The sequence below is a fragment of the Heyndrickxia shackletonii genome (assembly GCF_001420715.1).
Taxonomy (GTDB): domain Bacteria; phylum Bacillota; class Bacilli; order Bacillales; family Bacillaceae_C; genus Margalitia; species Margalitia shackletonii.
On the sequence record NZ_LJJC01000004.1, the window covers coordinates 89,090 to 115,663 of the forward strand.

The following is a 26,574-nucleotide window of genomic DNA, read 5'->3' on the forward strand; positions in this document are numbered from 1 at the left end:
TCCCAGCCTCTTTTTTATTCTTTCATACTTCTTTTTAACACTTCATATTGATTAAGTAGCTGATCTAATTTGTCACTCGCTTCAATAACTTTTTCATTGTTAAAAGAGGATTTTAATGCAAGTTCAATCATTTCTTTTCGTTTTTCTTCAATATTAGATATTATCTTTTGCATCTTCATATAAAAACCTCCTCTTTTCTAATGAAGACTATCCTTACAGCATGGTCTTCCGAAAAATTTCCTAATGCTTGTATTTGCGTTTATTATTTACTGTTTATCCATTTTTGTAAAAAATAAAACATTCATTGGTAAATATTTGATAATATAGAAGTATAGATTTTTTTGAAACCTTTTTGCTATTCATTCGTAACAATGTATAGCCGCTAGGGCGGAGGGAAACTAGATGGAAATGCTTGTAAAAAAGAGAATTAAGCAAGTTATAAAAGGTGATCGTAATGCTTATGAAGACATAGTAGAGCTATTTAAAGACAAGGTTTTTCAAATATGTTATCGTATGTTGGGGAATCGTCATGATGCGGAGGAAGTGGCACAGGAAGCTTTTATTCGTGCGTATTTAAATATTGAAAGCTTTAAGCAGGAACGAAAATTTTCTACTTGGCTTTATCGCATAGCAACAAATTTATGTATCGACCGATTACGCAGGAAGAAGCCTGATTATTATTTAGATGCTGAAGTGTCAGGAACTGACGGGCTTACTTTATATTCACAAATTCCTTCCAATGACCGATTACCTGATGTGGAAGTTGAAAATATAGAGCTGCAAGAAAATATTCAGCAGGCCATTTACCATTTACCCGAAAAATATCGTTCGGTCATTGTATTGAAATATGTAGAAGACTTATCGTTAAATGAGATAAGTGAAATAATGAATTTACCCCTTGGAACGGTAAAGACAAGGATACATCGAGGACGAGAAGCACTTCGAAAGCAACTTCGAAATTTATAGAGAGGATGAGAACGAAATTGAATACTTGTTCTGAAGAAATTATTCTCTATATGCACAAATATCTAGATGGTGAACTAACAGCGAATGAGGAACAAGTGCTTAAAGAACATATACAACATTGTCCTGATTGTGGAAAGCATTTTCAAGAGCTCAAGAAAACTGTTGCCTATGTTAAAAGTGGTTCACATATATTTGCTCCGCATGATTTTACAAAAAAAGTAATGGCACAATTGCCTAAGGAGCAGCTTCAAGCAGGAATAAAACGCTGGATCAGAGTCCATCCACTATTAGTTGCAGTTTCTGTATTTATTATTTTGATGGGAGGCACTGTCTTCTCAGTGTGGAATGATGATCATGAGTTTTCCTTTACGAAAAACCCGCACTTAATAGTAAAGGACCACACAGTGATAGTACCAAAGGGAGAGGTAATTAAAGGTGATCTCGTGGTGAAGAATGGCGACCTGCGAGTAGATGGCAAAGTAGAAGGGGATGTCACCGTAATTAACGGAAAGAAATACATGGCATCAGCAGGAAATGTCACCGGAAATGTAAAGGAAATTAATGAAATATACGATTGGCTATGGTTCGAAATGAAGGATACGGGAAAGAAGATAGTAAATTATTTTAAATAAATGTTACTAAGGAAGCAATTTATGCAGGATTGTTTCCTTTTATTTTGTTTTCTTATAATATGGTATAATAATAACTAAGCAATTTTTTAATTAAGCTGTTTTCGTAAAATATTGCTATTCGCATTATGTGTAAAATAATAATAAAACAAGTATTGTTTAGGGGCATCTTATCTTAAAAATTGCATCATTTAAATTGATCTGGTTTTTGAATGAATAAAGTTAAGAAAAGAGTCTCTGATTAAAAACTAATGGAGGACAAAAGATGTCGTTTGCTAATTTCACTGTCTTAGATTATCTATCCAGTATAGTAGACATACTCCTCGTTTGGTACGTGATATATAAGCTATTAATGGTGATTCGCGGTACAAAAGCGGTTCAGCTGTTAAAGGGAATCATCGTCATTGTTCTTGCCAGAGCACTAAGTGGCGTTCTAGGATTTAATACGTTAGGTTGGATGATTGACAAAGTAATTACATGGGGATTTTTAGGAGTTATCATCATCTTCCAGCCGGAATTGAGAAGGGCGCTCGAACAATTAGGGCGAGGGAAACTCTTCTCACGCGGAAATGTCCATGAGGATGAGGAACGCAACCGGATTATTGAATCTCTGGTTAAAGCGACCAGCTATATGGCAAAACGGAGAATTGGTGCATTAATCTCATTTGAAAGGGAAACCGGATTGAGTGATTACATAGAAACGGGTATACCGCTAAATTCGGCGATATCCTCGGAACTTTTGATCAACATTTTCATTCCAAACACTCCTTTGCATGATGGTGCTGTTATTCTTCAAAAAAACCAAATTGCCGCGGCAGCATGCTATTTGCCATTATCTGAAAGTCCTTTTATTTCAAAAGAACTTGGTACAAGGCATCGGGCAGCAATCGGAATCAGTGAGGTAACAGATAGTGTGACGATTGTTGTTTCCGAGGAAACAGGTGGTATTTCCTTAACGAAAAATGGTGAATTACATCGTGACCTTACGATAGAGCAATTTAAACACTTATTGGAAAAAGAACTTTTTGACGTAGATCATGATAAACAGGCTTCCTCATCAAAGTGGAATTGGAGGGTGAAGAAGCATGGATAAATTTATGGAAAGTAAATGGTTTATTAGAATTCTTGCACTGCTCCTAGCCCTTTTATTATTTACTTCCGTACATGATAATCAAAGTCTCTTTAAAAACATTAAATCAAATAAAGGGGAAGCAACCGTACAAATGCCGGTTGTACTTTATTATGATGAGGAAAATACCGTTGTTTCGGGAGTTCCTAAAACGGTGGAGGTAACACTCTCCGGCCCTAATAATCTTGTTGAGTTTGCAAAAAGCTCCAGAGATTTCAGTGTGTTTGTTGATTTAAGCAATGCCAAAATTGGGCGTCAAAGAGTGAAACTAAAGACAAAGGGTCTTTCGGATAAATTAACAGCAAAAATTTCCCCTGCAGCGGTAGAAGTATCTGTACAAGAAAAGGTCACCGTTGAAAAGCCAGTTACCGCAGAATTTAATTCGGATTTACTGGCGGAAGGATTTGAGGCGGAACAGCCAACTGTTAGTCCGAAAACCGTTAAAATCACCGGTGCAAAAGATGTTATTGATAAAATTAGCTATGTAAGAGCGGCATTAAATGTCAATAAGAACATTGATGCCGATATAACGAAAGATGCATGGGTACAAGTTCTCGACCGTAATTTTAACAAATTAGATGTGTCAGTGAATCCCGGTACTGTGCAGGTTAACATACCAGTAAAGAATCCAAGTAAGACGGTGCCAATTACCATTAACCCTACAGGAAAAGAGCAGGATGGGGTGGTCATTGACAGTATCTCGACAGATCCAAAGAATGTGACTATTTACGGAAAGAGCGATGTATTAAAAACCATTGATGCCCTAACCTTAGATGTTGATATTAGCAAAATTGCTAAAGATACGGATCTTACTGTTCCATTGAAGAGTCCTAAAGACGTTAATAAACTGGATCCAGGAACGGTGAAGGTAAAGGTAAAGGTGCGGGATAAGGTGGAACAAAAAACCTTTTCGAATATTAAGTTGAGCAGTAAAGGTTTGGATGATAATTATGATTTAGAATTCCTATCCCCTTCTGATGGTCTTGTGGACCTAAATGTGACGGGTCCAAGTCAAGAGCTTAAGAACTTAGACGATCATAATTTTGATGTGTTTCTGGACTTATCGGGGTTAAAACCTGGTGATCATAATGTGAACATAGAAGTTAACGGGCCAAACGACTTATCGTGGGAGTTATCCAGTAAGAAGGCAAAAATTCGTTTAACTGAAAAAAATCAAAGTAATGTATAGACAATGGATTTAAAGAAGGAGAGAAAGATTTTATGGGTAAATATTTTGGTACTGACGGAGTAAGAGGGATTGCTAATACAGAATTAACACCCGAACTGGCATTTAAACTCGGACGTTATGGTGGATATGTATTAACAAAAAATTCGGAGCGACCTAAGGTTATAATTGGTCGTGATACTCGTATTTCCGGTCATATGCTGGAAGGTGCACTAGTTGCCGGCTTGCTTTCCATAGGAGCAGAGGTCATGCGTTTAGGTGTTATTTCAACACCTGGTGTTGCTTTTTTAACAAAAGCGTTAGGTGCTCAGGCTGGAGTTATGATTTCTGCATCCCATAATCCGGTTGCCGATAATGGAATTAAGTTTTTCGGATCTGACGGCTTTAAGCTAGTGGACCAACAGGAGCTGGAAATTGAAGAATTACTTGACCAGCAAGAGGATCATCTACCGCGTCCAGTTGGGAAAGATCTTGGTATGGTAAACGATTACTTTGAAGGTGGTCAAAAATATTTACAATTTTTGAAGCAAACGGTTGAAGAAGATTTCTCAGGCATTCATATTGCATTAGATTGTGCTAATGGCGCAACCTCTTCTTTAGCAACGCATCTATTCGCTGATCTTGATGCGGATGTATCTACTATGGGAGCATCTCCGGATGGATTGAATATTAATGAAGGTGTCGGTTCTACACATCCCGAAAATCTAGCCGCTTTTGTAAAAGAAAAAGGAGCGGATGTAGGTCTTGCCTTCGATGGTGATGGCGACCGCATGATTGCAGTGGATGAAAATGGTGAAATCGTGGATGGCGATCAGATCATGTATATCTGTGCAAAATACCTTAAGAGTGAAGGCCGTTTAAAGCATTCTACGGTGGTATCTACTGTTATGAGTAACTTAGGATTTCATAAAGGTCTGGAGGAACTCGGCATTAAGAGTATTCAAACCGCTGTCGGGGATCGTTATGTAGTGGAAGAAATGAAAAATGACGGTTATAACCTTGGCGGTGAACAATCCGGACATGTTATCTTTTTAGATTATAATACAACAGGGGATGGCCTGTTATCCGGTATTCAGCTTGTTAATATTATGAAGGCGACGAAAAAGCCATTATCCGAGCTTGCAAAGGAAATGAAAAAATATCCACAAAAACTTGTGAATGTAATGGTTTCAGATAAATATCATGTGACGGATAATGAAAGTGTAAAAGCCATTATCCAAGAAGTAGAATCAGAAATGGGAGGTAATGGTCGAATTCTCGTCCGCCCTTCCGGAACAGAACCATTAGTTCGTGTAATGGCAGAAGCGCCGACTGAAGAAAAATGTGAAGAATACGTGCGTCGAATTGTAGAAGTTGTGGAAAAAGAAATGGGATTAAAAGTGGAAAAATAAAATGGATATGCATACGGGTCACCTTCCAATCCCGTATGCATATTTTATTTATGTAATGTTTTTTATAGCTCTTTTTCTTTGTTGCTTTTTTAAATTAAGAACCTCAAAAATTACCTATTTTTAGACTAAAAACAAATGATGAAAAGCAACAATTGAAACGAAAAAAAGTTTTTTATTGACGAAAAGCACTAAAGTAAGGTAAGATAATGGTGCTTTTTAATTGGAGTTAACATCAAAGGGAAAAGGAGGATAGTGTCACAATATTTTATTTAAAAGCGCCAGAACTAAACGTAGAGGTTTAGTTGACGAGGTGGAGGAGTATCGAGGATTTCGGCGGATACCTCCCGGCTGCCACACACAGTCGATGTCTTTTTCTTAAAACACTGAGGTGACTTGGTGCACAAAGGAAAAAGAAAAGTGGAAAAGATCCTATTTCATTAATGAATCTATGTTTCTATTTCACAGCAGATACGAAATCAGGAAAAGATTAGATGATTTATATGAACAGGAAAACTACCAACTAAAAAGCAGAGATAAGGGGCAGGAATGCTCCTAGTATTCTTGCCCCTATTATTAGGGAGGAAGATACAAAATGTGTGGTATTGTAGGTTATATTGGACAAAAAGATGCGAAGGAAATTTTACTAAAAGGCTTAGAAAAGCTTGAATATAGAGGATATGACTCTGCAGGTATTGCGTTGCAGAACGGAAATATGGTTCATGTTTTCAAAGAAAAGGGAAGAATTGCAGATCTTCGTGCAATTGTTTCGGAGGAAGTTCAAGCTCCAAAGGGAATTGGACATACACGCTGGGCAACTCACGGTGTTCCGAGCAAAGGAAATGCTCATCCCCATCAGAGTGCATCAGGCCGTTTTACGCTTGTTCATAATGGAGTAATTGAAAACTATTCCCACTTGCAACAGGAGTATTTAAAGGATGTTGAACTAAGAAGTGAAACGGACACGGAAATCATTGTTCAACTAGTTGAAAAGTTTGCAGGTGAGGGGCTTTCTACGAAGGAAGCATTCCGCAAAACTCTTACTCTACTTATTGGTTCCTATGCACTTGCATTATTAGATACGGAAGATAATAGCACTATTTATGTTGCGAAAAACAAGAGTCCGCTCCTAGTCGGGGTTGGAGAAGGCTTTAATGTAGTTGCTAGTGATGCGATGGCAATGATTCAGGTAACGAATCAATATATCGAACTAATGGATAAAGAGATGGTCATCGTTACGAATAATGCAATTGTCATTGAGGATCTCCAAGGCAACCAAGTTAAACGTGATCCATATACCGCTTCAATTGATGCAAGTGATATTGAAAAGGGAACCTATCCTCACTACATGTTGAAGGAAATCGATGAACAGCCTCTTGTAATGAGAAAAATCATTCAGGCGTATCAGGATATTAATGGGGAACTAGCAATTGATTCCGATATTACTGCTGCTCTAAAAGAAGCCGACCGTGTTTACATCGTAGCGTGTGGAACGAGTTACCACGCTGGACTTGTAGGTAAGCAGCTAATCGAAAAGCTCGCAAAAATTCCAGTAGAAGTGCATGTAGCAAGTGAGTTCAGTTACAATATGCCGCTTTTAAGTGAAAAGCCTTTATTTATTTTCATCTCCCAAAGCGGGGAAACAGCAGATAGCCGTTCTGTGCTTGTAAATGTGAAGAATTTAGGCTATAAGGCATTAACGATCACGAATGTTGCTGGCTCTACACTTTCACGTGAAGCAGACTATACTTTATTATTACATGCAGGACCAGAGATTGCAGTTGCTTCAACAAAAGCATACACAGCACAGATAGCCGTGCTTTCCATCCTTGCAAGCGTTACTGCAAAAGTAAAAGGAATTGCAGAAGAATTCGACCTTATTCATGAACTTGGTATTGTCGCAAATGCAATGGAAGTATTGTGTGATTCGAAGGAAGAAATCGAAAAAATTGCTTATGAGTATTTAACTGTAACTCGTAACTGCTTCTTTATCGGACGTTCCCTTGACAATTATGTAGGACTTGAAGGGGCACTAAAGTTAAAAGAAATTTCATATATTCAAGCAGAAGGCTTTGCCGGTGGAGAATTAAAGCATGGTACCATCGCTTTAATCGAAGAAGGAACACCTGTCATCGCGTTGGCAACACAAAAGAATGTCAACTTAAGCATTCGTGGTAATGTCAAAGAAGTAACGGCTCGTGGTGCAAACCCTTGTATCATTTCCATGAAAGGCTTAGAAACAGATGAAGACCGTTTCATCATACCGGAAGTACACGAATTATTAACACCTCTTATCTCTGTAGTACCATTACAACTAATCGCATACTACGCTGCCCTTCATCGCGACTGTGATGTGGATAAACCACGTAACTTGGCGAAAAGTGTCACAGTGGAGTAATGGTTAGTTGAAGAATAGATGATGTTGTGGATTTGAAATAAAGTCGCGATGTTTATAAAAAAGATGCGATGTTTTGAAGAAAGTCACGATGTTTTAAAGAAAGTTGCGAAGCTTTTCCCCTTTAGATATGATTGTCTAAAGGGGTGTTTTTATGTCTAAAAGAAAAAGAACATCTAAAATTGAGAAGTGGATTAAGGAAGGTCGTGGCTCAGGAATTGGTTCAGAATATAAACCATGGTTAAAGATCCAAGATGTATCTTCGTTAGGTAGATCTACTCGCTTGAAAGGAATTAAGACAAAAAGGCAGCATGAGTTTTTATCAGATTTAGAACGAAACTACTTTTATATTACTGAATATTCGGATTTGGTTCTTGATATTCGTGAACAATTTCCTTTACTTCCATTGGAAGAAACAATTGTCATTGCAGATGAGTTAGGTATTAAACATCCTACCGATCCTAGAACGGGAGAACCGATTGTGATGACAACGGATTTTTTATTAACGATTAATAATGGACAAAGCGTATTTGAAGTAGCTCATACAATTAAAATGAAGGATGAATTATTAAAAGAGCGTATACTTGAAAAGTTTGAGATTGAACGTGAGTATTGGCATCGAAAAGGAATTGATTGGGGCATTGTAACAGAAGAAGAAATACTTAAAACAATGGCAAGAAACATCAGTTTTATCCACGATTACTATGACATTCGAGATTATGATGTATTTCGAGAAATGAGTGCACAGCATATTGAAGACTTATCTATTTCTTTAATGCAAAGGTTATTAGGAACTACAGAAAGCATTCGTAAAATCACAAATGAATTTGATACAGATACGCATTTGCCTTTTGGTAGTGGTGTAACGTTGTTTTATCATTTATTATCTCGAAAAATCATCATCATAGATATGATTGAGCCTTTAAATTTGGAAAAGCCAATCACCATTAAGTCGATTGATGATAGCAATCTGAAGAAGGTGAAATACGGATGATGTTGATTAACCAAGTGCTTCAATATGTATCTGATTCAAGAAGATTACGTGTTATTGAGATAGAAGAATCTTATGTATATATAGTCAATATTGATACGACAAGTGCTATGCCCCAAAGGGAACTTTATTTAAACTTACAAACAGAGATGAATCAAGATGAACTGCTTGTTGTAAGTGATCCTTATGCAAAAGCTATCCCAGATAATGAGCTCACAGAAGTTCAAATTCGTAAACGTGAAGAAGATTGGCGAACAGTAGAAGAATATATCCTCCCTAATATAAGTGAGTTACTACGAAAAAAAGGAAGAGAAAAGAAAATTACTGAAATCGTTAAGACAAGTGGAGTTGGAAAAACGAAAATAAAAAAATTACTTAGCCGTTATTGGCAGCGTGGTATGAATAAAAATTCCATGTTACCAGACTATGCAAATTCTGGTGGCAAGGGTAAAGCAAAGTCTTTGAAAGAAGCCAAAACAGGTCGTCCACGTAGAGTGCAAATTAGTGGAGATTATCAAACTGGCATTAATATAACAGACGAAGTGAAGCTTCAGTTTGAGCATGCCATTAATAAATTTTACCGAAAAACGAACAACTACTCATTAAAAGATGTCTATCATTTCATATTGCGTGATTTTTATTCCGACCGTTATAAAGAAAATGGTGAAATGAAATATAGAGTATGGGAAGTAAACAGAATACCGTCTTACAATCAGTTTTACTATTGGTTTAAGAAAATAGAAGATCCAAAGAAAGATATTCAGTTCCGTAAAAGTGCTAAAGAATATGAACTGAAGCATCGTCCTATTTTAAGTGATTCAAAATCGGAAACGAATGGTCCAGGTACTCGCTTTCAAATTGATGCTACAATTGCAGATATTTATTTAGTGAGCTCGTTGGATGTAAATAAAGTCATTGGTCGCCCTGTTATTTATGCTGTCATTGATGTGTATTCACGAATAATAACAGGACTATATGTTGGATTAGAAGGACCTTCATGGATTGGAGCGATGATGGCTTTAGATAATATGGTAGCAGACAAGGTGGAGTTTTGTAAGAAATATGGAATCGAGATTACTGAGGAACAATGGCCAACAAAACATTTACCTGAAATTATTATTGCAGATCGTGGAGAGTTTGAAGGATATTCTGTCGAAAATTTAATCAATAACTTAAATATAAAAATAGAAAATACGACAGCATACCGAGGAGATTTAAAAGGAATTGTTGAGCGCAAATTTCGTACGTTTAACGGCAAGATAAAACAGAAGGCTCCTGGTGCAATTCAAAAGGAATATCGAGAACGTGGAGATCAAGATTATCGTTTAGATGCTACGTTAAATCTTAAAGAGTTCACAACATTAATTATTACGCTAGTCCTTCATCATAATCATAAAATCATTGATAAATATCCAATGGAAAAAGAAATGATTACAGACGGTTTAGTACCAACACCAGTTAATTTATGGAACTGGGGCATTCAAAATAGTAAAGGGCGATTAAGAACAATCGATCGTAATATTCTACGCTTAAATGTGTTACCACGTGGCAAGGCAACAATTTCTAGAGCCGGTATTAAGTTTAAAAACTTGTTATATGGTTCACGACAAGCAATTGAAGAACAGTGGTACTTGAAGTTAAAAAATCGCAGTATTGAAATTGTTTATGATCCTCGTAATGTCGAGAAGATATATATTCCTCATGATAATGGTATGGATTATGAAGCGTGTATATTACTTGAGCCAAGCCAACAGTATCGAAACGACTTTTTAGAGGAAATCGTTTTTTATCAACAGCTACGTAGTGAATTGGAAGAAATCGAACGATCTCATCAAGTACAGCTAACAATTAATACGGATGCCATGATGAATGAAATAATAAAAAAAGCAGAGAAGAAGAAAAAGCAATCATTCAATCAACCGACAAGTAAGAAAGAAAAAATTGTTTCGATAAGAGATAACAAACATACGGAAAAACAGTTAAATCGTGTAGAGGAGAAATTTGATTTATCGCTAGCTGTAGTCAGTGATAAACCAGATGTTATTGATTTTGTAACAAAAGAAAAAGTGCAAGATGACATACCTAAAAAATCCAGTTCGCGTCTAATGGAAAAACTAAAGAAGAAGCGAGATGAGAAGTTTGGAAAAGACGAATAATCTTGTCCTTAAAGGTGATTTTGAGAAAGCAACATATAGGGAACAAGCTTTATCTGAGTATAGTAACAATCCATTCATCGAAGCTCTTCCATGTATTTTCGATGAAGACAATGTACTAGAGCGATTTATGGTGACCCCACGTATTACACAGCAAGAAAAGCAAAGTGAAACGAATATCCGATATCATGTGCTAAAACGTGTGAAAAACTTTATTCAGCCTTTACCAATTCATTTTGAAGTAGAACGGAGACTTTCTACGCTAATACGTAGAGGTTACTTAGCTCGAAATCCTTTAGAGAAAACGTTTTTTGAACGTATTCGAGTATTACACCAATTACGTGAAGATGAGGAAGAAGCTCATAAATATATTGATGAGCGCTTGAATTATATTCGTTCTACAGCAGATAGTTTATCAATTATCGGTATATCTGGTATTGGTAAAACAACAGCAATTGAACGATTGTTACTTATGTATCCTCAAGTTATTAAGCATGAGACGTATAAAGGCCAGCCTTTTAACCGTACACAAATTGTTTGGCTTAAAATTGATTGTCCATATGATGGCAGCTTATCAACACTTTGTAAAAGCTTTTTCAAAGCGATTGATGACTTATTAGGAACTCGTTATCTAGAGAAGTACGGCTACTTAAATCGTATTACATCAACAATGCTTTTACATATGACTTCATTAGCAAGTATGTATGGTATTGGTATGCTAGTCATCGATGAAATTCAGCACCTTTTACATTCCAAGAACGACCAAGAGGAAATGCTGAATTTCTTTGTTACACTATCAAATACAGTTGGTATCCCCACAGTATTAATTGGTACTTCAAAGGCACAGCAATTATTTAAAGGTAACTTCAGACAAGCTCGTCGTGCAGCAAGTGACGGTGCGATTATTTGGGATCGTATGGCTGAGGACAGTGAGGAATGGGATTTCTTTTTAGAAACTTTATGGGAATTACAATGTCTTAAAACACGCTCAGAACTTACTGAAGATGTGAAAAAGACTTTTTATGAGGAATGTCAGGGGATAACTTCGGTTGCAGTAAACTTGTTTATTTTAGCACAGGAGCGAGCTTTATTTGATGAATCAAATGAAGAAGAAAGAATTACTCCACGTGTTCTGAAGAAAACAGCAAAAGAAGATATGAAAATTATCCAACCAATGCTTAATGCAATTCGTAAAAACGATTTAAAAGCGATGTATAAGTACGAGGATATTATGATTAATCTAGATGATCTGATGATTAACCATAAGCAAAACACAGAGTATGAAGGTAAAATCAAAAAGGCGATGAAAGAACGACAAAATACTTTGGGATATAAGCGACAGGATACGATAGAAAATTTAACTGTGGAGGTAGCCTCACTAGGAATTTTTGATAATCTGGAATTGAGTGATATTAAGCGAATTATAATCAGAATTGTTGAAAATAACCCGATTGATACAGATTTAAATGTATTAAAAACAGATTCAATTCAACAAGCTATTACAATAAATCAACAAAAGAAAAAAAATAAAGAATCAAAGATGCAAAAGGGAGAATTATTGCCATTGTTAACATTAAGAACAGCAGCAATTGAAAAAAAGCAACACCCTTATGAATTGTTGAAATTAAAAGGATTTATTAAAAGTCCACTACAAGAATTCTATAAGTAAATTAGAAATTAAGTTATGAGGTGTCTAAAAACCTAGATTGATCGACATGATAGAAGTATGTCGAATAAAACTAGGGGGATTTTGGATGCTACCGTTCTTTACGAACCCATATCCTGATGAATTGATGTATTCAGCGATTGCTCGTTATCACTTTTATAGTGGCAATATCGATTGTAAGGACACATTGGAAGAAGTATTTCAAAGTCGTACTGTGATACCAAGTGTAGAGATTGGCAGCCATTTTTCTGTACTAGTTGAGCAATTTGGCTCTAACTATTCTGTTGAGAGCCTATTAGCCAAGCATACAATTTATCCTTTCTATGCTCCTTTTCTTTCTAAGAACCGCCAGAAAGAACTTCTACATGATGTTCAAGGAGATGGAAAAGGACTTTATATAAGACTTGGGATGGTCGCAGGAGGTATTTGTAAAAAAGACTGGCTCTGTTATTGTCCAGAATGTGCTGCTAATGATATTGATCAGTATGGAGAACCCTATATTCATCGTGAGCATCAGCTACAAGGAATTGATTTCTGTGCGCATCATGAATTGAAATTAAAGAAGTATCCTGTAGATCCTTCAAAGCAGAGTCGAATAGAATTTATTCGATTCGATAAAAGGTCACTGAACTTATCAATGATTCAAGAAGTTGAACCAAAAGAGTTCGAAGCTATTCAAATTGCTTTGGCAAAGAAGGCTTATCAATTGCTGCAAGTCCCAATAGATCGATTTTCAAGAGAATCTATTAATCATAAATATCGTGTTCTTTTACGTGAGCACAAATTAATAACAACTTCTAATCGAGTTCGGCAGAATGAGCTATACAAAGCATTTCAATCAAAGTTTCCAAAAGGATTTTTAGTTAAATATGAATCAGAAATCGATGTTGATGATGAGTACAATTGGCTGAGGATCATTACACGCAATCTAAAACGCCATTCACATCCTTTCCGTCATTTGCTTATGCTTTATTTCTTAGAACAAGATGTAGATTCTTTTTTACAAGTTGAAACTGATACAGGTCCTTTCGGTTGTGGCCCATGGCCTTGTTTAAATAAGGCAGCTAATCATTATAAGGAATGTGTGATTCCTGAAGTAAATGTTACGAGAGATTTTAAATCAAAAGCACCTATTGGTACGTTTGAATGCTCTTGCGGTTTTATTTACGCTAGAAAAGGCCCTGATAGATTATCTGAAGATAAATATCGAATTGGACGTACAAAAGCCTATGGGGATGTTTGGAAGGCTAAATTACATGAACTAACAGCTAAAGGGATGTACAGTACAAGATTAATAGCGAAAATACTTGGAGTAGATACGAAAACAGTTAAGAGGCAACTTTCCTTAGCTGCGGAAATGGAAGAATTATCTGAAAAGTATTGCCCACCTAAGTTACATATGTATCGAAACCAATTAATAAAAGGGATACAGCTTTATCCAAGTTATACAAGAACACAAATACGTAAATGCTTCTCAAAAGAATATATGTACCTGTATCGCCACGATTATGAATGGTTGTTTGATCAGTTACCTATAGTTCATGCGAAAGAGAAGCCAAAATCAATTGTCGATTGGGGCATACGTGATCGGGAGTATCTTTCTAAAGTGAAACAGCTTTACAAAGAATTACTTGAAATAGATAAGCCCATACGTATCACAATTTCGATAATTGGGAAACGCCTAGGAATCTTACCAAATTTGGAGAAACATCTTGATAAGTTGCCACAAACTGAAAAATATCTAAAAAAAATTACGGAATCTACACTACAATTTCAGATTCGACGTTGCTGTAAAATAATTGACAGTATGTTACTGAAAAAAGAACCAGTATTGCTATGGAAAGTACAACGAATTGGTGCTGTGAAGTCAAATCATTTTAACGAAATAAAACCTCATTTAGAAGTGTATATACGAACAAAACAGGAAGTGGATGATTATGAGTAAACAACAGGTTAAAATTGTTTGGCCATTTGTAAAGGGGGAAAAAGCCGAATTAATCTGGATTGGTGAGCCCTTCCGACAAGAAAGTAAAATAATGATACATGCTTATTTTCGTGTGCATGGGCGAACAGAGAAAATTCTGATGGACTGGGGAACTTTACCCTGCTTAGCAATTCAACACTTTTATTCAGATGGAACCATAACAACAAGTCATCCCCCTCAAGGAGCTCGAGAAGTAGATATAACCATTTATCCTAACGGAGTAAAGTATTATGAAAGGCCATGGAACATTCGAGGTAGCGATGATTCTGCAACCTCCCGTAGTTTCGTATTCTCATATGATGGCAAGAATATTATTTTACCTGTTATTGAAGTGTTACGTAGTATCTTAGCCCCGAATGTCTTTCTTTTATATCGCTTGTTTGAATCGAATTCATTTCCTCAATATTTCACGGAAACATACGAACCTAATAAAATTCATCTTAGTTTTTCATCACAATATGAGTTGAAATATACAAAGACAACGTTTATCTATCAACTTGCGTGGCTGCTAACGAACAGTGATATACGACAAGTATATGAAAATATCGCCTTTACTTGGTTGCAAGAAAAGACTTTGAAATTTGAATGGGATTTTACACAACCGATCACCATAATAGCTCGTGTAAAAGAAAAGAATAACACATGTACAGTATTACAAGTTGTTAATGTGAAAAATAAATATATTCCGTATGAACATATTTCGATTTCGCATCCAGAAATACTGGATCGAGAGAAATCTAATGAGGCAAAGAAATTCACATATCGTTTACTAAAAAAAAAGGACGATGAAGATGGTCTTACATTAGATGAACAAGCCGGTGGTTCTACCGAAGATTTTGATCTTTTACAAATGAATCAGTTGAAACATGAATATACATCGGTACCTAAAATTAAACGTATAAAAAGTAGTTCTTCAAAGCAGCGAACAAGAGAGGATGAAAATACAAAGAAATACTTTGGGGAAAATAATTCAATTCGATCTACAGCAGACACTGGAGGTCAAAAACTGGCAAGAGGGCTAGAGCATCAAATGTTGCACGAAATACAAGCTCAAGGTGAACTACAGGATTTTATTAATGTTTTAAAGATTCTAGAACAATATCCACAAATTAAGGCAATTCGAGCGTTTATGGATGTTTTACCAGATGGATTAGGAGAGCGTAGGTTTACTAAATTAAGTGATGGTATAACCAAACGAAGATATGTGACTGCCGAAGTATATATGGTTAATGGAAAGCTGTTTAATATTTTAGAAGTGGAGCGAGAGAATCGATCATTGTCGATGTTAATTTTATCTGCTACCTTTATTCACGAATGGAAACCTATGTATAATCGTTTGCTTGTAAATTTGGTTAATAATAGTGGTACCTGGACAAGTAAATCGTTAAGAGACAGCCAAAATGAAGGAGTTAATATAATTAAGGCAAAGCACAGTAAAAATAGTATTCATCATAAGGCAGAAATCCTATTAAGCAAGTTACTATAGAAATATTATCTAAGGAAGAATTGGGATATGAGGTAGCATTAATTATCTTTGCTGACTTTCTTAAAGAAAGATAGAATTAATGAAATATTTTTTTAGCTAATAACGTCCTTTGTGTGGGTGGATTTACCGTATCGACTTGAAGTAGAAATACTAAAAAGACAACTTCCTATTTAATTCCATAGGGGAAGTTGTCTTTTTGTATAAACTTCTCAAAAATCATTAGTTTTACACCGTTCTCTTAAAGTGGATTCGAGATATGGTTTTTAGTTATGTATCGGTATTTGTTTTTTTCTTCTAGTCGGTTGCTTAATTCATTGCGACCTTTCTTCCTAGAGAACTTAAAGTAAAAGAGATAGAGGATGCTATCTCTTTGTTTTATTTCTTACCCTGCTGAAATATAAAAAACATTGAATAATTCCACTGATTTGGATAGTATATATAAGTAAATGGATAAAAATATTACAAATATGGATAGTTTTTTAGGGTTTTTGGATAATGTTAGTAAGGAGGATGTACCGTGAAATATTATACTGAGTTATTAAAAATAATTGAAGGAGGAATAAAAAAAGATTCCCAGAAAGTAAATGATTATGCTACTTTATTAGCAAAAAAGTTAAAAGATGATGGTGAAGAAAAAAAATCACAAAGAATAGAAAAAATACTAATGAAATCAGGTAGTTTTGATGAAAATACAATAAACTATTCTAGGCAAGTCCCATTTGATAGTGAATCTAAACTTGAAGTAGCAACAGTCTTAATGCCGATTCAAATAGAAGAAAAAACACTGTTCTACAATGAATCTTTAAGACAACAAATAGATGAGTTTATTGATTCTTATAAAGAATCTGATCGTCTTGCATCATATGGGTTAAATATCCCTTCTACTTTGTTATTATATGGCCCCCCAGGGTGTGGGAAAACAGAATTAGCATTTTTTATTGCAAAAAGGCTCAACTTACCAATTGTAATTGCAAGATTAGATACTTTAATCTCATCATATTTAGGAAGCACTTCAAAGAATATAAGAATGTTATTTGAATATGCAAAAAAAAACCCTTGTATTCTATTTTTGGATGAATTTGATGCAATAGCAAAACTAAGAGACGATGTAAATGAACAAGGTGAATTGAAAAGGGTAGTAAATTCCTTGTTGCAGAATATTGATTTTTTAAATGATAGAAGTGTTTTAATTGGTGCAACGAATCATGAGAATTTACTAGATAAAGCTATTTGGAGACGATTCGGCACTAGATTAAATATTAGTTATCCTGAGAGACAATTAAGAAGAGAAATAATTATCCAAATACTCTCTGATATAGGTTATAATACCTATAAAAGGAACTTCTTAGATGTATTGGTTGATTTATTTGAAAGTTTATCTGTAGCTGATATAGAGCAAATATTAAAAAAATCTGTTCGAACAGCAGTATTAAAAAATAGAGAAACTGAATTTTTAGACTTTATTGAGGGATATTTCAATTATATCGCTACAGATGTTAATTTGGATGGTGACCCAGACGCTGTACGTAGAGAAAAATTAAAGTTTTTATTAAAGATTAATCCTTCTTTTAGTCTAAGAATGTTAGGACAAATATTAAATTGCCATCACAATACAATAAGAAGTGATTTTAAAAAAATCCAAGGGGAGTTGGAGTAATTGGCTAATCCAGATTTTCCGGCAAAACAGATAGGATTAAGAGCTAATGACAGACAAAGAGGTAATCATATGAAAATTTCACCAGGTCCAAAGACTTGGTATTATGATGAAGGTCCAACTATAAGAAAACACTTTAAAAAATTAATAGCCCAAATAGAAAGTATTTTAGATGTTGAATTAGAAAGATATGCAGATTTTATTAGAAATAAATCGGAGTATCCTTTTCCAATATTATTTGAACTTCAAAATAATAAAATCGCAAAGAATCATAGGCCAACATCTATATTAAATCAAATTAATAGTGAAGTTATTGCTGTACAGGATATCGGAGTTCTTGTCGTTGGCGCATCTAAGTCTTCTTTAGAAACATTAATAGAACTAATATATGATGTCATTGAAGTGGTTCCAAATAACCGTAGAGAATGGTTGTTTTATAGAGATGAGCGTGAGGCAGTTACTAAGAGTAAAGAAAAATGGTATGAAGTTATTCATCAGCTCACGTGTATAAATAATATAAAACTTTATAATAATGAATTAGTCGTTGAAAATTTAAACGAAGATGAAATGATTAACATTAAAGAGGACAAAGAGTTTAAGGTCAGGTTTTTTAATTATGGTGATTCGGAAATAAATCAAATAGTTTTAACTGCATTTTTAAAGCAATTAAAAGATTATGGGATAAATAGAAGTAAAATTAGGAAAATGGACTTTGTTAACTCTGTAGAAGTTTATGCGATTCCTTATCTGTCTGATGAAATAATCCAAATAGCTTCCCACTTTCCTGGAGTAGAGTCTGTTTCTAGTTTTGTTTATTTTGAATCGGGCTCGCAGGAAGCTTTAGTAGAAGATGAAATTATTGATATTATAAATTCGTTGCCAGGTAATGAATACCCAAAAGTTGCAATTGTAGATTCTGGTGTTTCCTCTGACAATCACCACCTAAAACCTTGGGTAGAAGATGTTGATAACTATGTGATTGAAACAAATCAAAATAATTATCATGGTGATTTTGTTGCAGGAATAATAAATTACGGACACATATTAAATGAAAATTTAACTAATGTTGTAGATTCTGGAGTTAAGATACTTGATGTTATAGTACTTCCTGATCCAGAAAAAGAGAAAGTAAGAGAAGATGATTTATTATCATCACTTGAACAGGCTTTAGAGGAATACTCGGATACGTATAAAGTTTGGAATTTATCTCTGTCTAGTAAGAGACAATGTACAGGGTTTGTATCAGAATTCACTGCATCGATTGATGAACTACAAAAAAGATATAATGTGATTTTTGTTGTCGCTGCTGGAAATACCACAAATAGTCGTATTAATAGAATTACATTGCCTGCTGATTCGGTTAGATCAGTTACTGTGGGCTCAATTGCTTTAAATAGCAGTATAGGTGATGTTGTAGAAGAGAATATGATAGTTCCTTATTCAAGAGTCGGCCCTGGTATTGGCCTTTCGATAAAGCCTGATGTAGTACACTTTAGTGGTAATCCGTCTAACCACCCTATATATTCATTAGATTCTAATGGTAAAAGGATTGGAGATTTCGGGACTAGCTTTTCTACCCCATTGGTATCAGCAATTATAGCTGAATATTTTAGTCTTTATCCTCAGAACATGTATCCGTTAATGGCGAAAACATTGTTAATACATGGTGCTAAAAACCCAGTAGGTAAAGATAGAATAAAAGAAATATCAGCTCATTATGAATATGGATATGGTTTGCCCCGAAGAATATCAGATATTTTAAATGGGGATGAGCATGAAATTACTTTATTATTCGAAGGAGAAATTGATTCTTCAAGAGGTACCAGTTGGATAAAAATTGAGGAGTTCCCTTTTCCGGAATCTTTTTTTGATGAGGAAAACCAAAAAATTAAAGGAAATATTCTTGTAACTTTGGGGTATGAAACTCCATTAAATGCAAGATATGGAAGTGAATATTGTAGGTGCAACCTTGATGTTCGTATTCGAACAAAAATTAGCGATTCTTATAAAAAAATTACAGAAGGAAGCAAAACTGATGATGCTTCATTTGATGCAAAATGGGAAAGAGATAGAATAACTAGTGAATCAAAGTGGTCCAATATTAAGCAAGTCGAATTTAAGAGTCCTGTAGGTAGGCAAGGTACAGATGATATGATTTTAGAAGTATTACCTACTTGGAGAAACCTAGACGAAAAGGAAAGAGTACCATTTGTAATAGCATTAACTATTAAAGATCCTAAAAGAGAATTACCAGTATATAATGAAGTTGCTCAAAAACTAAACGAATCATTTGCAACAACAGACCTTAGACTTAAAAACGCACCGGTTAAGATCAGTGTACGTTAGTCCTAAGTGACTTGAAAATAAATTTAAAAAGTTATAGAGCTACTTGCAATTACAATTGTACGTAGCTTTATTATTTGTTTTGTTAACCAAATGATATTGAAGGAGTCGTTTAAACTGATTAATAGAACTAGAATTTTCATTAGTTCTGCTTATGAAGATGCTTTAAAAGATACTAGAAAGATTGTAAAAGATCATTTAGAGAAAAGCGGACATGAGGTTCCTATATTTGAAGATGGAGACTTTGGATCATGGGAGAGTGATACCTTACAACAATGTGTTGATGTAGTCAATTCAAGTGATGTTTTAATTCTCTTGATCAATAAAGGTTCAGGTACTTTGCTATATGGTGATATTACGCCAACATTTTTAGAATATAAAGCAGCAAAAAATCAAAAAAAACACATCTTAGTTTTTGTATCCCCTGAAGTAAAAGCAAGTTTTATGTCGTTAAAAGATGCTTTGAAAAATGTTTATGAAAGTTATTTAAGAGACCACCATAGGGTTCCTGATTCGCCATATACTCCATTTAAAGACTGGATAAGGGACCAAATGAAAGATGGTCAATTAGGCAAAAGTTTACTTGAAAAAGCAGACCCTTTTATCTGGGCATTTTTATATGATATATATAGTAATGGCTATTGGTTATACGAATTTGATATTGCACGTTCTCAGGAACAAGCAAAGAATATATCTGCATTATTAAGTACTTCGTTAAGGTCAGTTGTAAATCTAATCCCTGAAAGAACGAAGTTAAATGAACTTAAGAATCAAACTGCTAACTTAATGAACTATGCTAACTATACACTTACCTTACTTTCAGAAAAAAACTTAATAATGAATAATGAAATTGGAAATTGGTCAAACTTTTTAGAACAGGCAATTAATTTTTTACAGAAGGACAAAGAAATCATTGTAGCTCCAGACTTTAATCCGACTAGAGTAAACATAATAAGAGGTTGTAAGGCTGCATCACTTTATCATTATAATGAGAACACACCCCAAAAATTAATTTTATTAGGGGCAACTGGAAATGTTACTGCACCTGATACTTTTGATTTAACTAATTCAAATGTCTATGTAGTGGATGCATTTAACCAACAAGAGAAAATTATTTTTTATAGGGAAGAAAAACAAACTTTGTATATAACTGAACCCATAGGTGAATGTGTACTTTGTCTCCATTTTCCTTTAGTTGAACGGTGGAATAATGATCAAGTAAAGGCACACATTGACTTAATCGAATATGCTATAATTAAAGAAGAAGATGAATATTTCTACGAGTACTTAAAATTGCTGATAGGAGGGAAATTATGAGAAAAGAGGATTATGAACATGATTCTTCCGTTATTATTAAACGTTCCCCAGCAGTAAGTGGAAGGAAAAATCTAAATACGTTATCCGCATCATCTTTAAAATGCTCAATAGTGGTAAGGAGTAATCCACCTATAGTAAAAAGTGTAAGTAATGCGATTGCAAAAAATATATTTACTCTAGATAAGGTACTAAGAGAATCTAATGAGATTCTGCCTTGGGATAGACAACTTGAAAACAGGTAATTAAATGAGTTATCCTTCCATTTACTTGTTTCAAAAAATGTTTGAAACAAGTTTTATCTAGTCTTAATGGAGGAAAGTCTCCTAAGTAATCAAACTTTTTATTAAAAATAAATTTAGCTAAAATTAACCTCATTCGTTTTGAGTAATCTTTTTTCAAAACGGAGGGGGTTTTTTCTTATAAAATCAACATTCAAAGCATATTTTTGTTCAAACTTTAAATCAAACCAACAACAATTCTTTAATAGTACGTAAAGCTGTGATTTCCTGAACAATTATATTGAGAGGATATCGGTAATTTTCACCTTATTCCATGTGAAAAAAAATGTTTTTCCGAATCTATTAACATGTTATCTTAAAAGAAAGAATATTTTAGTGAGGGAGTTCGTGCTTTATGCCAAATTGTGATTGGGGTAGACCATGTGATTGTAAGGATTGTAGAACAGACCAATTCAGTATAATATGCCCTCATTGTGGATTTAACAATGTCTTAAATGTTTTGGGTAGTGCTGAACTTAAGTCGGATAAGAAAGGCAGTTCGGGTTATGAATTTACCTATCCATCTGGAACAAAGGAATTAAACTGCTATTGTTGTTCAAAGATTATTCCAGATGTTCGTTACTATGATGGTTATAATGAATACATATGTAAAATTAATATTAAACTTTATCAGAACAAATTAAATGGACTTGTTTGTAGTTCTTGTGGTGTGATAGACGGGGAACTGAAAGGAATTAAGTTTGTAAAACTAATTAAATTTGATAATAAACTTTATTGTCAGAAATGCATTATTGATGCAGGAGTAAAAAAAATCCCTAATCCTTCAAACGAAAATGAAAAGTACGTTTTTAACGGGGAAAAGTTGAAATGGGAATTACATAAGATAAGAATTCCTTGTCCCTCATGTCATAAAAAAAGATGGTTAAATGCTGAAAATAGATGGAAAACATTATGTAAAAAATGCTACCTAACTTCATAAGTATTTAAGATAGATAAAGCTTGGAATACTGGGCTTTATTTTTTTATTCTACCACGCAAAATAAATAAGATAACTAACATTTGCTTTAATGGAACAATGAAAAAAGCTGTGGTTCTCAAAAATATTGTAAAAAATTATGCCTATTAAAATTAATATTGAAATGTTCCTAAGAATTAAGTTTATGTATTTTCCTGAGTCTACCTATGATTTTATATAAAAAAACGAATAAATTTCTCCTTTTTTAAAAATAATATTCTAAAAAAAGGAAGTGCTAGTATTAATACACTTGATTCCATTACAAATAAGCAAATGATGCTTATTCTAATAACAGTGATAGGTCTAAACAATCATGTATTTGTAATATCTCCACTTGTGCAACATGCAGGTAAAGATTCATGGATCAGTGTAATTCTATCATTTTTATTATCCATAGTCTGGATTATACTTCTTTTAGTTTTCCAAAAGTCAATTAATAATGAGGGAATTTTTGAGTGGCTACGATTTAAAGTAAACAAAAAAATTATTATTATTTTGGGAATAATCTTTATTCTCTTTTTAATAAATTTAAGTGCTATCACATTAAGAGAAACTATTGCGTTAATTAATGTTGGATATCTTCCTGAAACCCCAAAATGGATAGTAGCATGTATTTTCAGTATTGTTTGCCTATATTTTGGAGGATCAAAACTAGGAACGATAAGTATCATTAATATCTTATTACTCATTTTCGTTGTCTGTCTTGGGTTTTTCGTTGCTTTTACAAATATGGAACACAAAGATTATTCACTATTACTTCCTATTTTTGAAAATGGATATAGCCCCATATTAAAAAGTATTATTTTTCCCTATTCCGGAATGACTGAACTTATGCTTTTTTTATTTTTAAAAAAGAGAATTAATACTCCAGTTAAATTTCGACATCTCTTTATAACGTCTTTCATATTAATGGGGCTTACATTAGGACCATTAATAGGAGCAATAACGGAATTTGATGAGGTTGAAGCATCCTATCAACGTTTCCCAGCATTTGAAGAATGGGGATTAGTTTCTATAGGGGATTTTATTGAACATGTGAGTTTTTTAGCTTTGTATCAATGGTTAGCAGGTGCATTTATTCGCATTTCCTTATTCTTTTATACGATAAAAGAAGTTTTATTAGAAATTAATTTATATTCAAAATGGTGTCTATTTGTAATTTTATTTATCGTAATTGGATATGCCGTTTATCCCATCAGTGATATTCATTATTCGAATGTTTTATGGAATATCCTACTACCTTTTACGACTTACTTTTTAATCAGTTTTTTACTTCTATTATCCTTATTTATTTTAGTACTACATAAAAGGAGAATAAATGTATGAAGTTTTTCAAAAAAAAATCCCTACAAAAAAATTTATCAATAAGTAATGATAATAATAAAAAGAGCACCGTAATTAGTGAACGAGTATTAAGAAATGTTCTAAAAAAATGTCCGGATATACAATTTTCCTCAACTACTTATATACATCATCAAATTACATATATATATTGTTCGGGATTAGTCAATACTGAAATATTATACAATACTGTTCCTCAGTCAATTGATCATTTTTTTTTCGTACATAAAGGCGAAATCACTGAGGAACAGATACGCAACTATCTACATATCCCAACCTTGGATGTAATTGATAATTTAGAGGTTGCAATAACGGATATATTCGCCGGAAAATTATTAATCGATTTTGGAATCAATGGAAAACTTTTTACGATTGATATATCAGAACGTCCTCAAAGAAAGCCTGAAGAGACTGCCACTGAAGCAACTGTAAAAGGTCCTAGAGATAACTTTATTGAGGATATCAATGTTAACATTTCTTTAATCAGGAAAAGATTACGCACATCTTCACTTGCATTTGAACAAACAACGATAGGTAAACGTTCCCAAACGAAAGTTGCTATTCTTTATATGGAAGATATCGCAAATATGAATGTACTTAAAGAAATAAAAAATAGACTTTCTACCATTGATATCGACGGACTTGTAACTACCCAACAATTAGAAGAAACGTTCAATAACACTCCTTATGCAGTATTTCCAAGACACCAGTATACTGGTAAGCCAGATTTCGCTGTGCAAACATTATTAAATGGAAGGTTTGTTATCCTAATTGATGGTGTCACTATTGCCTTAATTACTCCTATTAACTTTTTTTTGCTACTTAAAGGAAGTGAAGATAAAGAAGTATCATACATCTTCAGTTCATTTCAACGATTGATAAGAATATCTGGACTTTTCTTGTCAGCTATACTACCAGGCATATGGGTCTCTTTAACCTCATTTCATCAAGATCAACTCCCACTCTCATTATTAGCAACCGTTGTCGAATCAAGAAAAGGAGTTCCATTACCATTATCCATTGAAGTTATTCTTATGTTACTTTTATTTGAACTTTTTAAAGAGGCGGGATTACGATTACCTATGTCCATTGGTCAAATTCTTAGTGTAGTTGGTGGATTAATAATTGGAGATGCTGCAATAAGTGCTGGATTGGCTAGTCCGGTTACCGTCGTTGTAATAGCTCTTTCCACATTATCCACGTTTAATCTAAATGACCAATCTTTAATTGGAACACTCTCTCTTACACGTCTTTTTATTATTATATTCTCTTCTTTATTCGGTTTTTTTGGCATGTTTACAGCAATATTTGTTATTTGTGCATATATCGGCAGAATAAATACATTTGGTGTTTCTTATTTGGAGGGAATTAGCCTACTAAATATATCTGATTTTATTAAAACAATTATTAAAATTCCTAGCACAAAATACACAAAAAGGCCAAAAGCGCTCGAATTAAATGACGTTACTAGAACAGGTGAAGAAAATGAAAATAAAAAGAAAAGCTAATCAATTTTTTCTTTTATTGAGCATTTTAACTACAGTATTTCTTTCTGGATGCTGGGATGTGAAACAAACGGAAAGAATGGTTTACATACATTCTATAGGTCTTGACTATAAAGACGGTAAATATATAGCATATTTACAAATCATTAATTTAGGACTACTTGCAAAAAGCGAGGCAGGAGGTAGCAATAACCAAGTTACAGCAGAACTTGGTCATGCATCAGGAAATACCGTGGAAGAAGCCATCTTTAATATCTATCAGACAACTCAAAGAAGACTTTTCTGGGGGCATATTGCATACATTGTTTTCACAGAAAATGTTTTGAAACAAGGAGGCTTACAAGCCATTACAGATATATTAGATCGGTATGTTGAAACTTATTATCAAATATGGATATATCTAACGGAAGATTCCATTCCTAATATACTTCATGCCATGCCGAATATTGGAATGTCTACAGATCTTTCACGCCTTAGTGATCCAGAACCTAGTTTTAAACAATTTTCCTATATCCGACCTATTGATTTAAGAAGATTAATTATTTTAAATAACCGTCCACCAAATGAAATAGTATTACCAATTATTTCAGGAAATCACCAATCATGGGAAGCTGATTCTAAACACATGGATGCAGCAATATTAAACGGATTAGGTATTATCACTAATGACAATTTGAAAGGGTATCTTAGTAACAGTAAAGCTAAAGGATATAGATGGATGAATAAGGATTTTCAAAGATCAGAAATAACTATAAAAGGCAAGGAAGGTATGGGTCTTTTATTAAGGAACTTACATGTAAAGGTAACTCCGGTCATAAAACATAATGAGGTTAAATTTGATGTTAAAATTAAAGCTAAAGTACATATAAATAAAGTAAGACGAACTAATTCATTAGAGGAAATAAGTTCTGAGGCTAAAAGGAAAATTAAAAAAGAAATAATGGATACTTATTTAGAAGGTCTGAAACTGGATTCTGATATATATCGTCTTTCAAACGTACTTTACATAAAGAATTATTCCACTTGGAAAAGAATACAACATGATGGAAAAATACCGTTGAATAATCACTCAATTAATAATATTGACATTAATTTAAAAATAATAGATGCTGGAAAACAAAGGAACAAGCCCACCTTAATTAAGAGAAAATATCCGAGCCATCCATAATTGGATGGCTTTAAGTCGA

20 protein-coding genes are annotated in these 26,574 nt (G+C 33.9%); 19 read left to right on the forward strand and 1 reads right to left on the reverse strand.

What is annotated here, in order from left to right; genetic code table 11:
- Positions 1–14: 14 nt before the first annotated feature.
- A complete protein-coding gene (locus tag AN964_RS25260) occupies positions 15–179 on the reverse strand; it encodes an aspartyl-phosphate phosphatase Spo0E family protein (RefSeq protein WP_083489166.1) in 165 nt (54 codons plus the stop codon).
- Between the two features lie 223 nt (positions 180–402).
- Here AN964_RS25260 and sigW point away from each other — a divergent pair, with 223 nt between their 5' ends.
- From sigW to AN964_RS00630, 19 genes are all read left to right on the forward strand, one after another.
- Positions 403–966, forward strand: a complete 564-nt coding sequence (sigW, locus tag AN964_RS00540; protein ID WP_055737851.1) for an RNA polymerase sigma factor SigW — start codon at positions 403–405, stop codon at positions 964–966.
- Positions 967–971: 5 nt separating this feature from the next.
- Entirely contained in the window at positions 972–1,598 is a 627-nt protein-coding gene (locus AN964_RS00545) for an anti-sigma factor family protein (RefSeq protein ID WP_055737852.1), read from the forward strand.
- Positions 1,599–1,860: 262 nt separating this feature from the next.
- Positions 1,861–2,688, forward strand: coding sequence for a diadenylate cyclase CdaA (gene cdaA, locus AN964_RS00550; protein WP_055737853.1), 828 nt, complete (start codon positions 1,861–1,863; stop codon positions 2,686–2,688).
- Positions 2,681–3,913 carry a CdaR family protein gene (locus AN964_RS00555; RefSeq protein WP_055737854.1) on the forward strand — a complete coding sequence of 411 codons (1,233 nt, stop codon included), beginning with the start codon at positions 2,681–2,683 and terminating at the stop codon, positions 3,911–3,913. The genes cdaA and AN964_RS00555 overlap by 8 nt, the downstream gene beginning before the upstream one ends.
- A gap of 32 nt (positions 3,914–3,945) precedes the next feature.
- The gene (gene glmM, locus AN964_RS00560) at positions 3,946–5,301 is read left to right on the forward strand and encodes a phosphoglucosamine mutase (RefSeq protein ID WP_055737855.1); all 1,356 of its coding nucleotides are present in this window, start codon (positions 3,946–3,948) and stop codon (positions 5,299–5,301) included.
- Positions 5,302–5,893: 592 nt separating this feature from the next.
- Entirely contained in the window at positions 5,894–7,696 is a 1,803-nt protein-coding gene (gene glmS / locus AN964_RS00565; RefSeq protein ID WP_055737856.1) for a glutamine--fructose-6-phosphate transaminase (isomerizing), read from the forward strand.
- 151 nt (positions 7,697–7,847) lie between these two features.
- Positions 7,848–8,687 carry a heteromeric transposase endonuclease subunit TnsA gene (locus tag AN964_RS00570; protein WP_055737857.1) on the forward strand — a complete coding sequence of 280 codons (840 nt, stop codon included), beginning with the start codon at positions 7,848–7,850 and terminating at the stop codon, positions 8,685–8,687.
- Positions 8,684–10,840, forward strand: coding sequence for a TnsB C-terminal domain-containing protein (locus tag AN964_RS00575; protein WP_055737858.1), 2,157 nt, complete (start codon positions 8,684–8,686; stop codon positions 10,838–10,840). Before AN964_RS00570 ends, AN964_RS00575 begins: the two co-directional genes overlap by 4 nt.
- Positions 10,815–12,506, forward strand: coding sequence for an ATP-binding protein (locus tag AN964_RS00580; protein ID WP_055737859.1), 1,692 nt, complete (start codon positions 10,815–10,817; stop codon positions 12,504–12,506). Before AN964_RS00575 ends, AN964_RS00580 begins: the two co-directional genes overlap by 26 nt.
- Before the next feature lie 85 nt (positions 12,507–12,591).
- Positions 12,592–14,448 (forward strand): TnsD family Tn7-like transposition protein, encoded by a 1,857-nt coding sequence (locus AN964_RS00585; RefSeq protein ID WP_055737860.1) that lies wholly within the window; start codon positions 12,592–12,594, stop codon positions 14,446–14,448.
- Positions 14,441–15,973, forward strand: a complete 1,533-nt coding sequence (locus AN964_RS00590) for a Tn7-like element transposition protein TnsE (RefSeq protein WP_055737861.1) — start codon at positions 14,441–14,443, stop codon at positions 15,971–15,973. The genes AN964_RS00585 and AN964_RS00590 overlap by 8 nt, the downstream gene beginning before the upstream one ends.
- A gap of 517 nt (positions 15,974–16,490) precedes the next feature.
- On the forward strand, positions 16,491–17,630 hold the full coding sequence (locus AN964_RS00595) for an AAA family ATPase (RefSeq protein ID WP_055737862.1): 1,140 nt from the start codon (positions 16,491–16,493) through the stop codon (positions 17,628–17,630).
- Positions 17,631–19,973, forward strand: coding sequence for a S8 family peptidase (locus AN964_RS00600; RefSeq protein WP_055737863.1), 2,343 nt, complete (start codon positions 17,631–17,633; stop codon positions 19,971–19,973).
- A gap of 90 nt (positions 19,974–20,063) precedes the next feature.
- A complete protein-coding gene (locus AN964_RS00605) occupies positions 20,064–21,287 on the forward strand; it encodes a DUF4062 domain-containing protein (RefSeq protein ID WP_055737864.1) in 1,224 nt (407 codons plus the stop codon).
- The gene (locus AN964_RS00610) at positions 21,284–21,529 is read left to right on the forward strand and encodes a hypothetical protein (RefSeq protein WP_055737865.1); all 246 of its coding nucleotides are present in this window, start codon (positions 21,284–21,286) and stop codon (positions 21,527–21,529) included. The genes AN964_RS00605 and AN964_RS00610 overlap by 4 nt, the downstream gene beginning before the upstream one ends.
- A gap of 391 nt (positions 21,530–21,920) precedes the next feature.
- Positions 21,921–22,505 (forward strand): hypothetical protein, encoded by a 585-nt coding sequence (locus tag AN964_RS00615; protein ID WP_055737866.1) that lies wholly within the window; start codon positions 21,921–21,923, stop codon positions 22,503–22,505.
- A 294-nt stretch (positions 22,506–22,799) separates the two neighbouring features.
- A complete protein-coding gene (locus tag AN964_RS00620; RefSeq protein ID WP_268877619.1) occupies positions 22,800–23,867 on the forward strand; it encodes an endospore germination permease in 1,068 nt (355 codons plus the stop codon).
- Entirely contained in the window at positions 23,864–25,390 is a 1,527-nt protein-coding gene (locus AN964_RS00625) for a spore germination protein (RefSeq protein ID WP_055737868.1), read from the forward strand. The genes AN964_RS00620 and AN964_RS00625 overlap by 4 nt, the downstream gene beginning before the upstream one ends.
- Positions 25,368–26,555 carry a Ger(x)C family spore germination protein gene (locus AN964_RS00630; RefSeq protein ID WP_055737869.1) on the forward strand — a complete coding sequence of 396 codons (1,188 nt, stop codon included), beginning with the start codon at positions 25,368–25,370 and terminating at the stop codon, positions 26,553–26,555. Before AN964_RS00625 ends, AN964_RS00630 begins: the two co-directional genes overlap by 23 nt.
- The last annotated feature ends 19 nt before the right edge of the window (positions 26,556–26,574 follow it).

Excerpts from the sequence above, each read along its gene's own strand:
- AN964_RS25260 (WP_083489166.1), bottom strand. The coding sequence starts at position 179 with ATGAAGATGCAAAAGATAATATCTAATATTGAAGAAAAACGAAAAGAA.
- sigW (WP_055737851.1), top strand. The coding sequence starts at position 403 with ATGGAAATGCTTGTAAAAAAGAGAATTAAGCAAGTTATAAAAGGTGAT.
- AN964_RS00545 (WP_055737852.1), top strand. The coding sequence starts at position 972 with ATGAGAACGAAATTGAATACTTGTTCTGAAGAAATTATTCTCTATATG.
- cdaA (WP_055737853.1), top strand. The coding sequence starts at position 1,861 with ATGTCGTTTGCTAATTTCACTGTCTTAGATTATCTATCCAGTATAGTA.
- AN964_RS00555 (WP_055737854.1), top strand. The coding sequence starts at position 2,681 with ATGGATAAATTTATGGAAAGTAAATGGTTTATTAGAATTCTTGCACTG.
- glmM (WP_055737855.1), top strand. The coding sequence starts at position 3,946 with ATGGGTAAATATTTTGGTACTGACGGAGTAAGAGGGATTGCTAATACA.
- glmS (WP_055737856.1), top strand. The coding sequence starts at position 5,894 with ATGTGTGGTATTGTAGGTTATATTGGACAAAAAGATGCGAAGGAAATT.
- AN964_RS00570 (WP_055737857.1), top strand. The coding sequence starts at position 7,848 with ATGTCTAAAAGAAAAAGAACATCTAAAATTGAGAAGTGGATTAAGGAA.
- AN964_RS00575 (WP_055737858.1), top strand. The coding sequence starts at position 8,684 with ATGATGTTGATTAACCAAGTGCTTCAATATGTATCTGATTCAAGAAGA.
- AN964_RS00580 (WP_055737859.1), top strand. The coding sequence starts at position 10,815 with ATGAGAAGTTTGGAAAAGACGAATAATCTTGTCCTTAAAGGTGATTTT.
- AN964_RS00585 (WP_055737860.1), top strand. The coding sequence starts at position 12,592 with ATGCTACCGTTCTTTACGAACCCATATCCTGATGAATTGATGTATTCA.
- AN964_RS00590 (WP_055737861.1), top strand. The coding sequence starts at position 14,441 with ATGAGTAAACAACAGGTTAAAATTGTTTGGCCATTTGTAAAGGGGGAA.
- AN964_RS00605 (WP_055737864.1), top strand. The coding sequence starts at position 20,064 with ATGATATTGAAGGAGTCGTTTAAACTGATTAATAGAACTAGAATTTTC.
- AN964_RS00610 (WP_055737865.1), top strand. The coding sequence starts at position 21,284 with ATGAGAAAAGAGGATTATGAACATGATTCTTCCGTTATTATTAAACGT.
- AN964_RS00615 (WP_055737866.1), top strand. The coding sequence starts at position 21,921 with ATGCCAAATTGTGATTGGGGTAGACCATGTGATTGTAAGGATTGTAGA.
- AN964_RS00625 (WP_055737868.1), top strand. The coding sequence starts at position 23,864 with ATGAAGTTTTTCAAAAAAAAATCCCTACAAAAAAATTTATCAATAAGT.
- AN964_RS00630 (WP_055737869.1), top strand. The coding sequence starts at position 25,368 with ATGAAAATAAAAAGAAAAGCTAATCAATTTTTTCTTTTATTGAGCATT.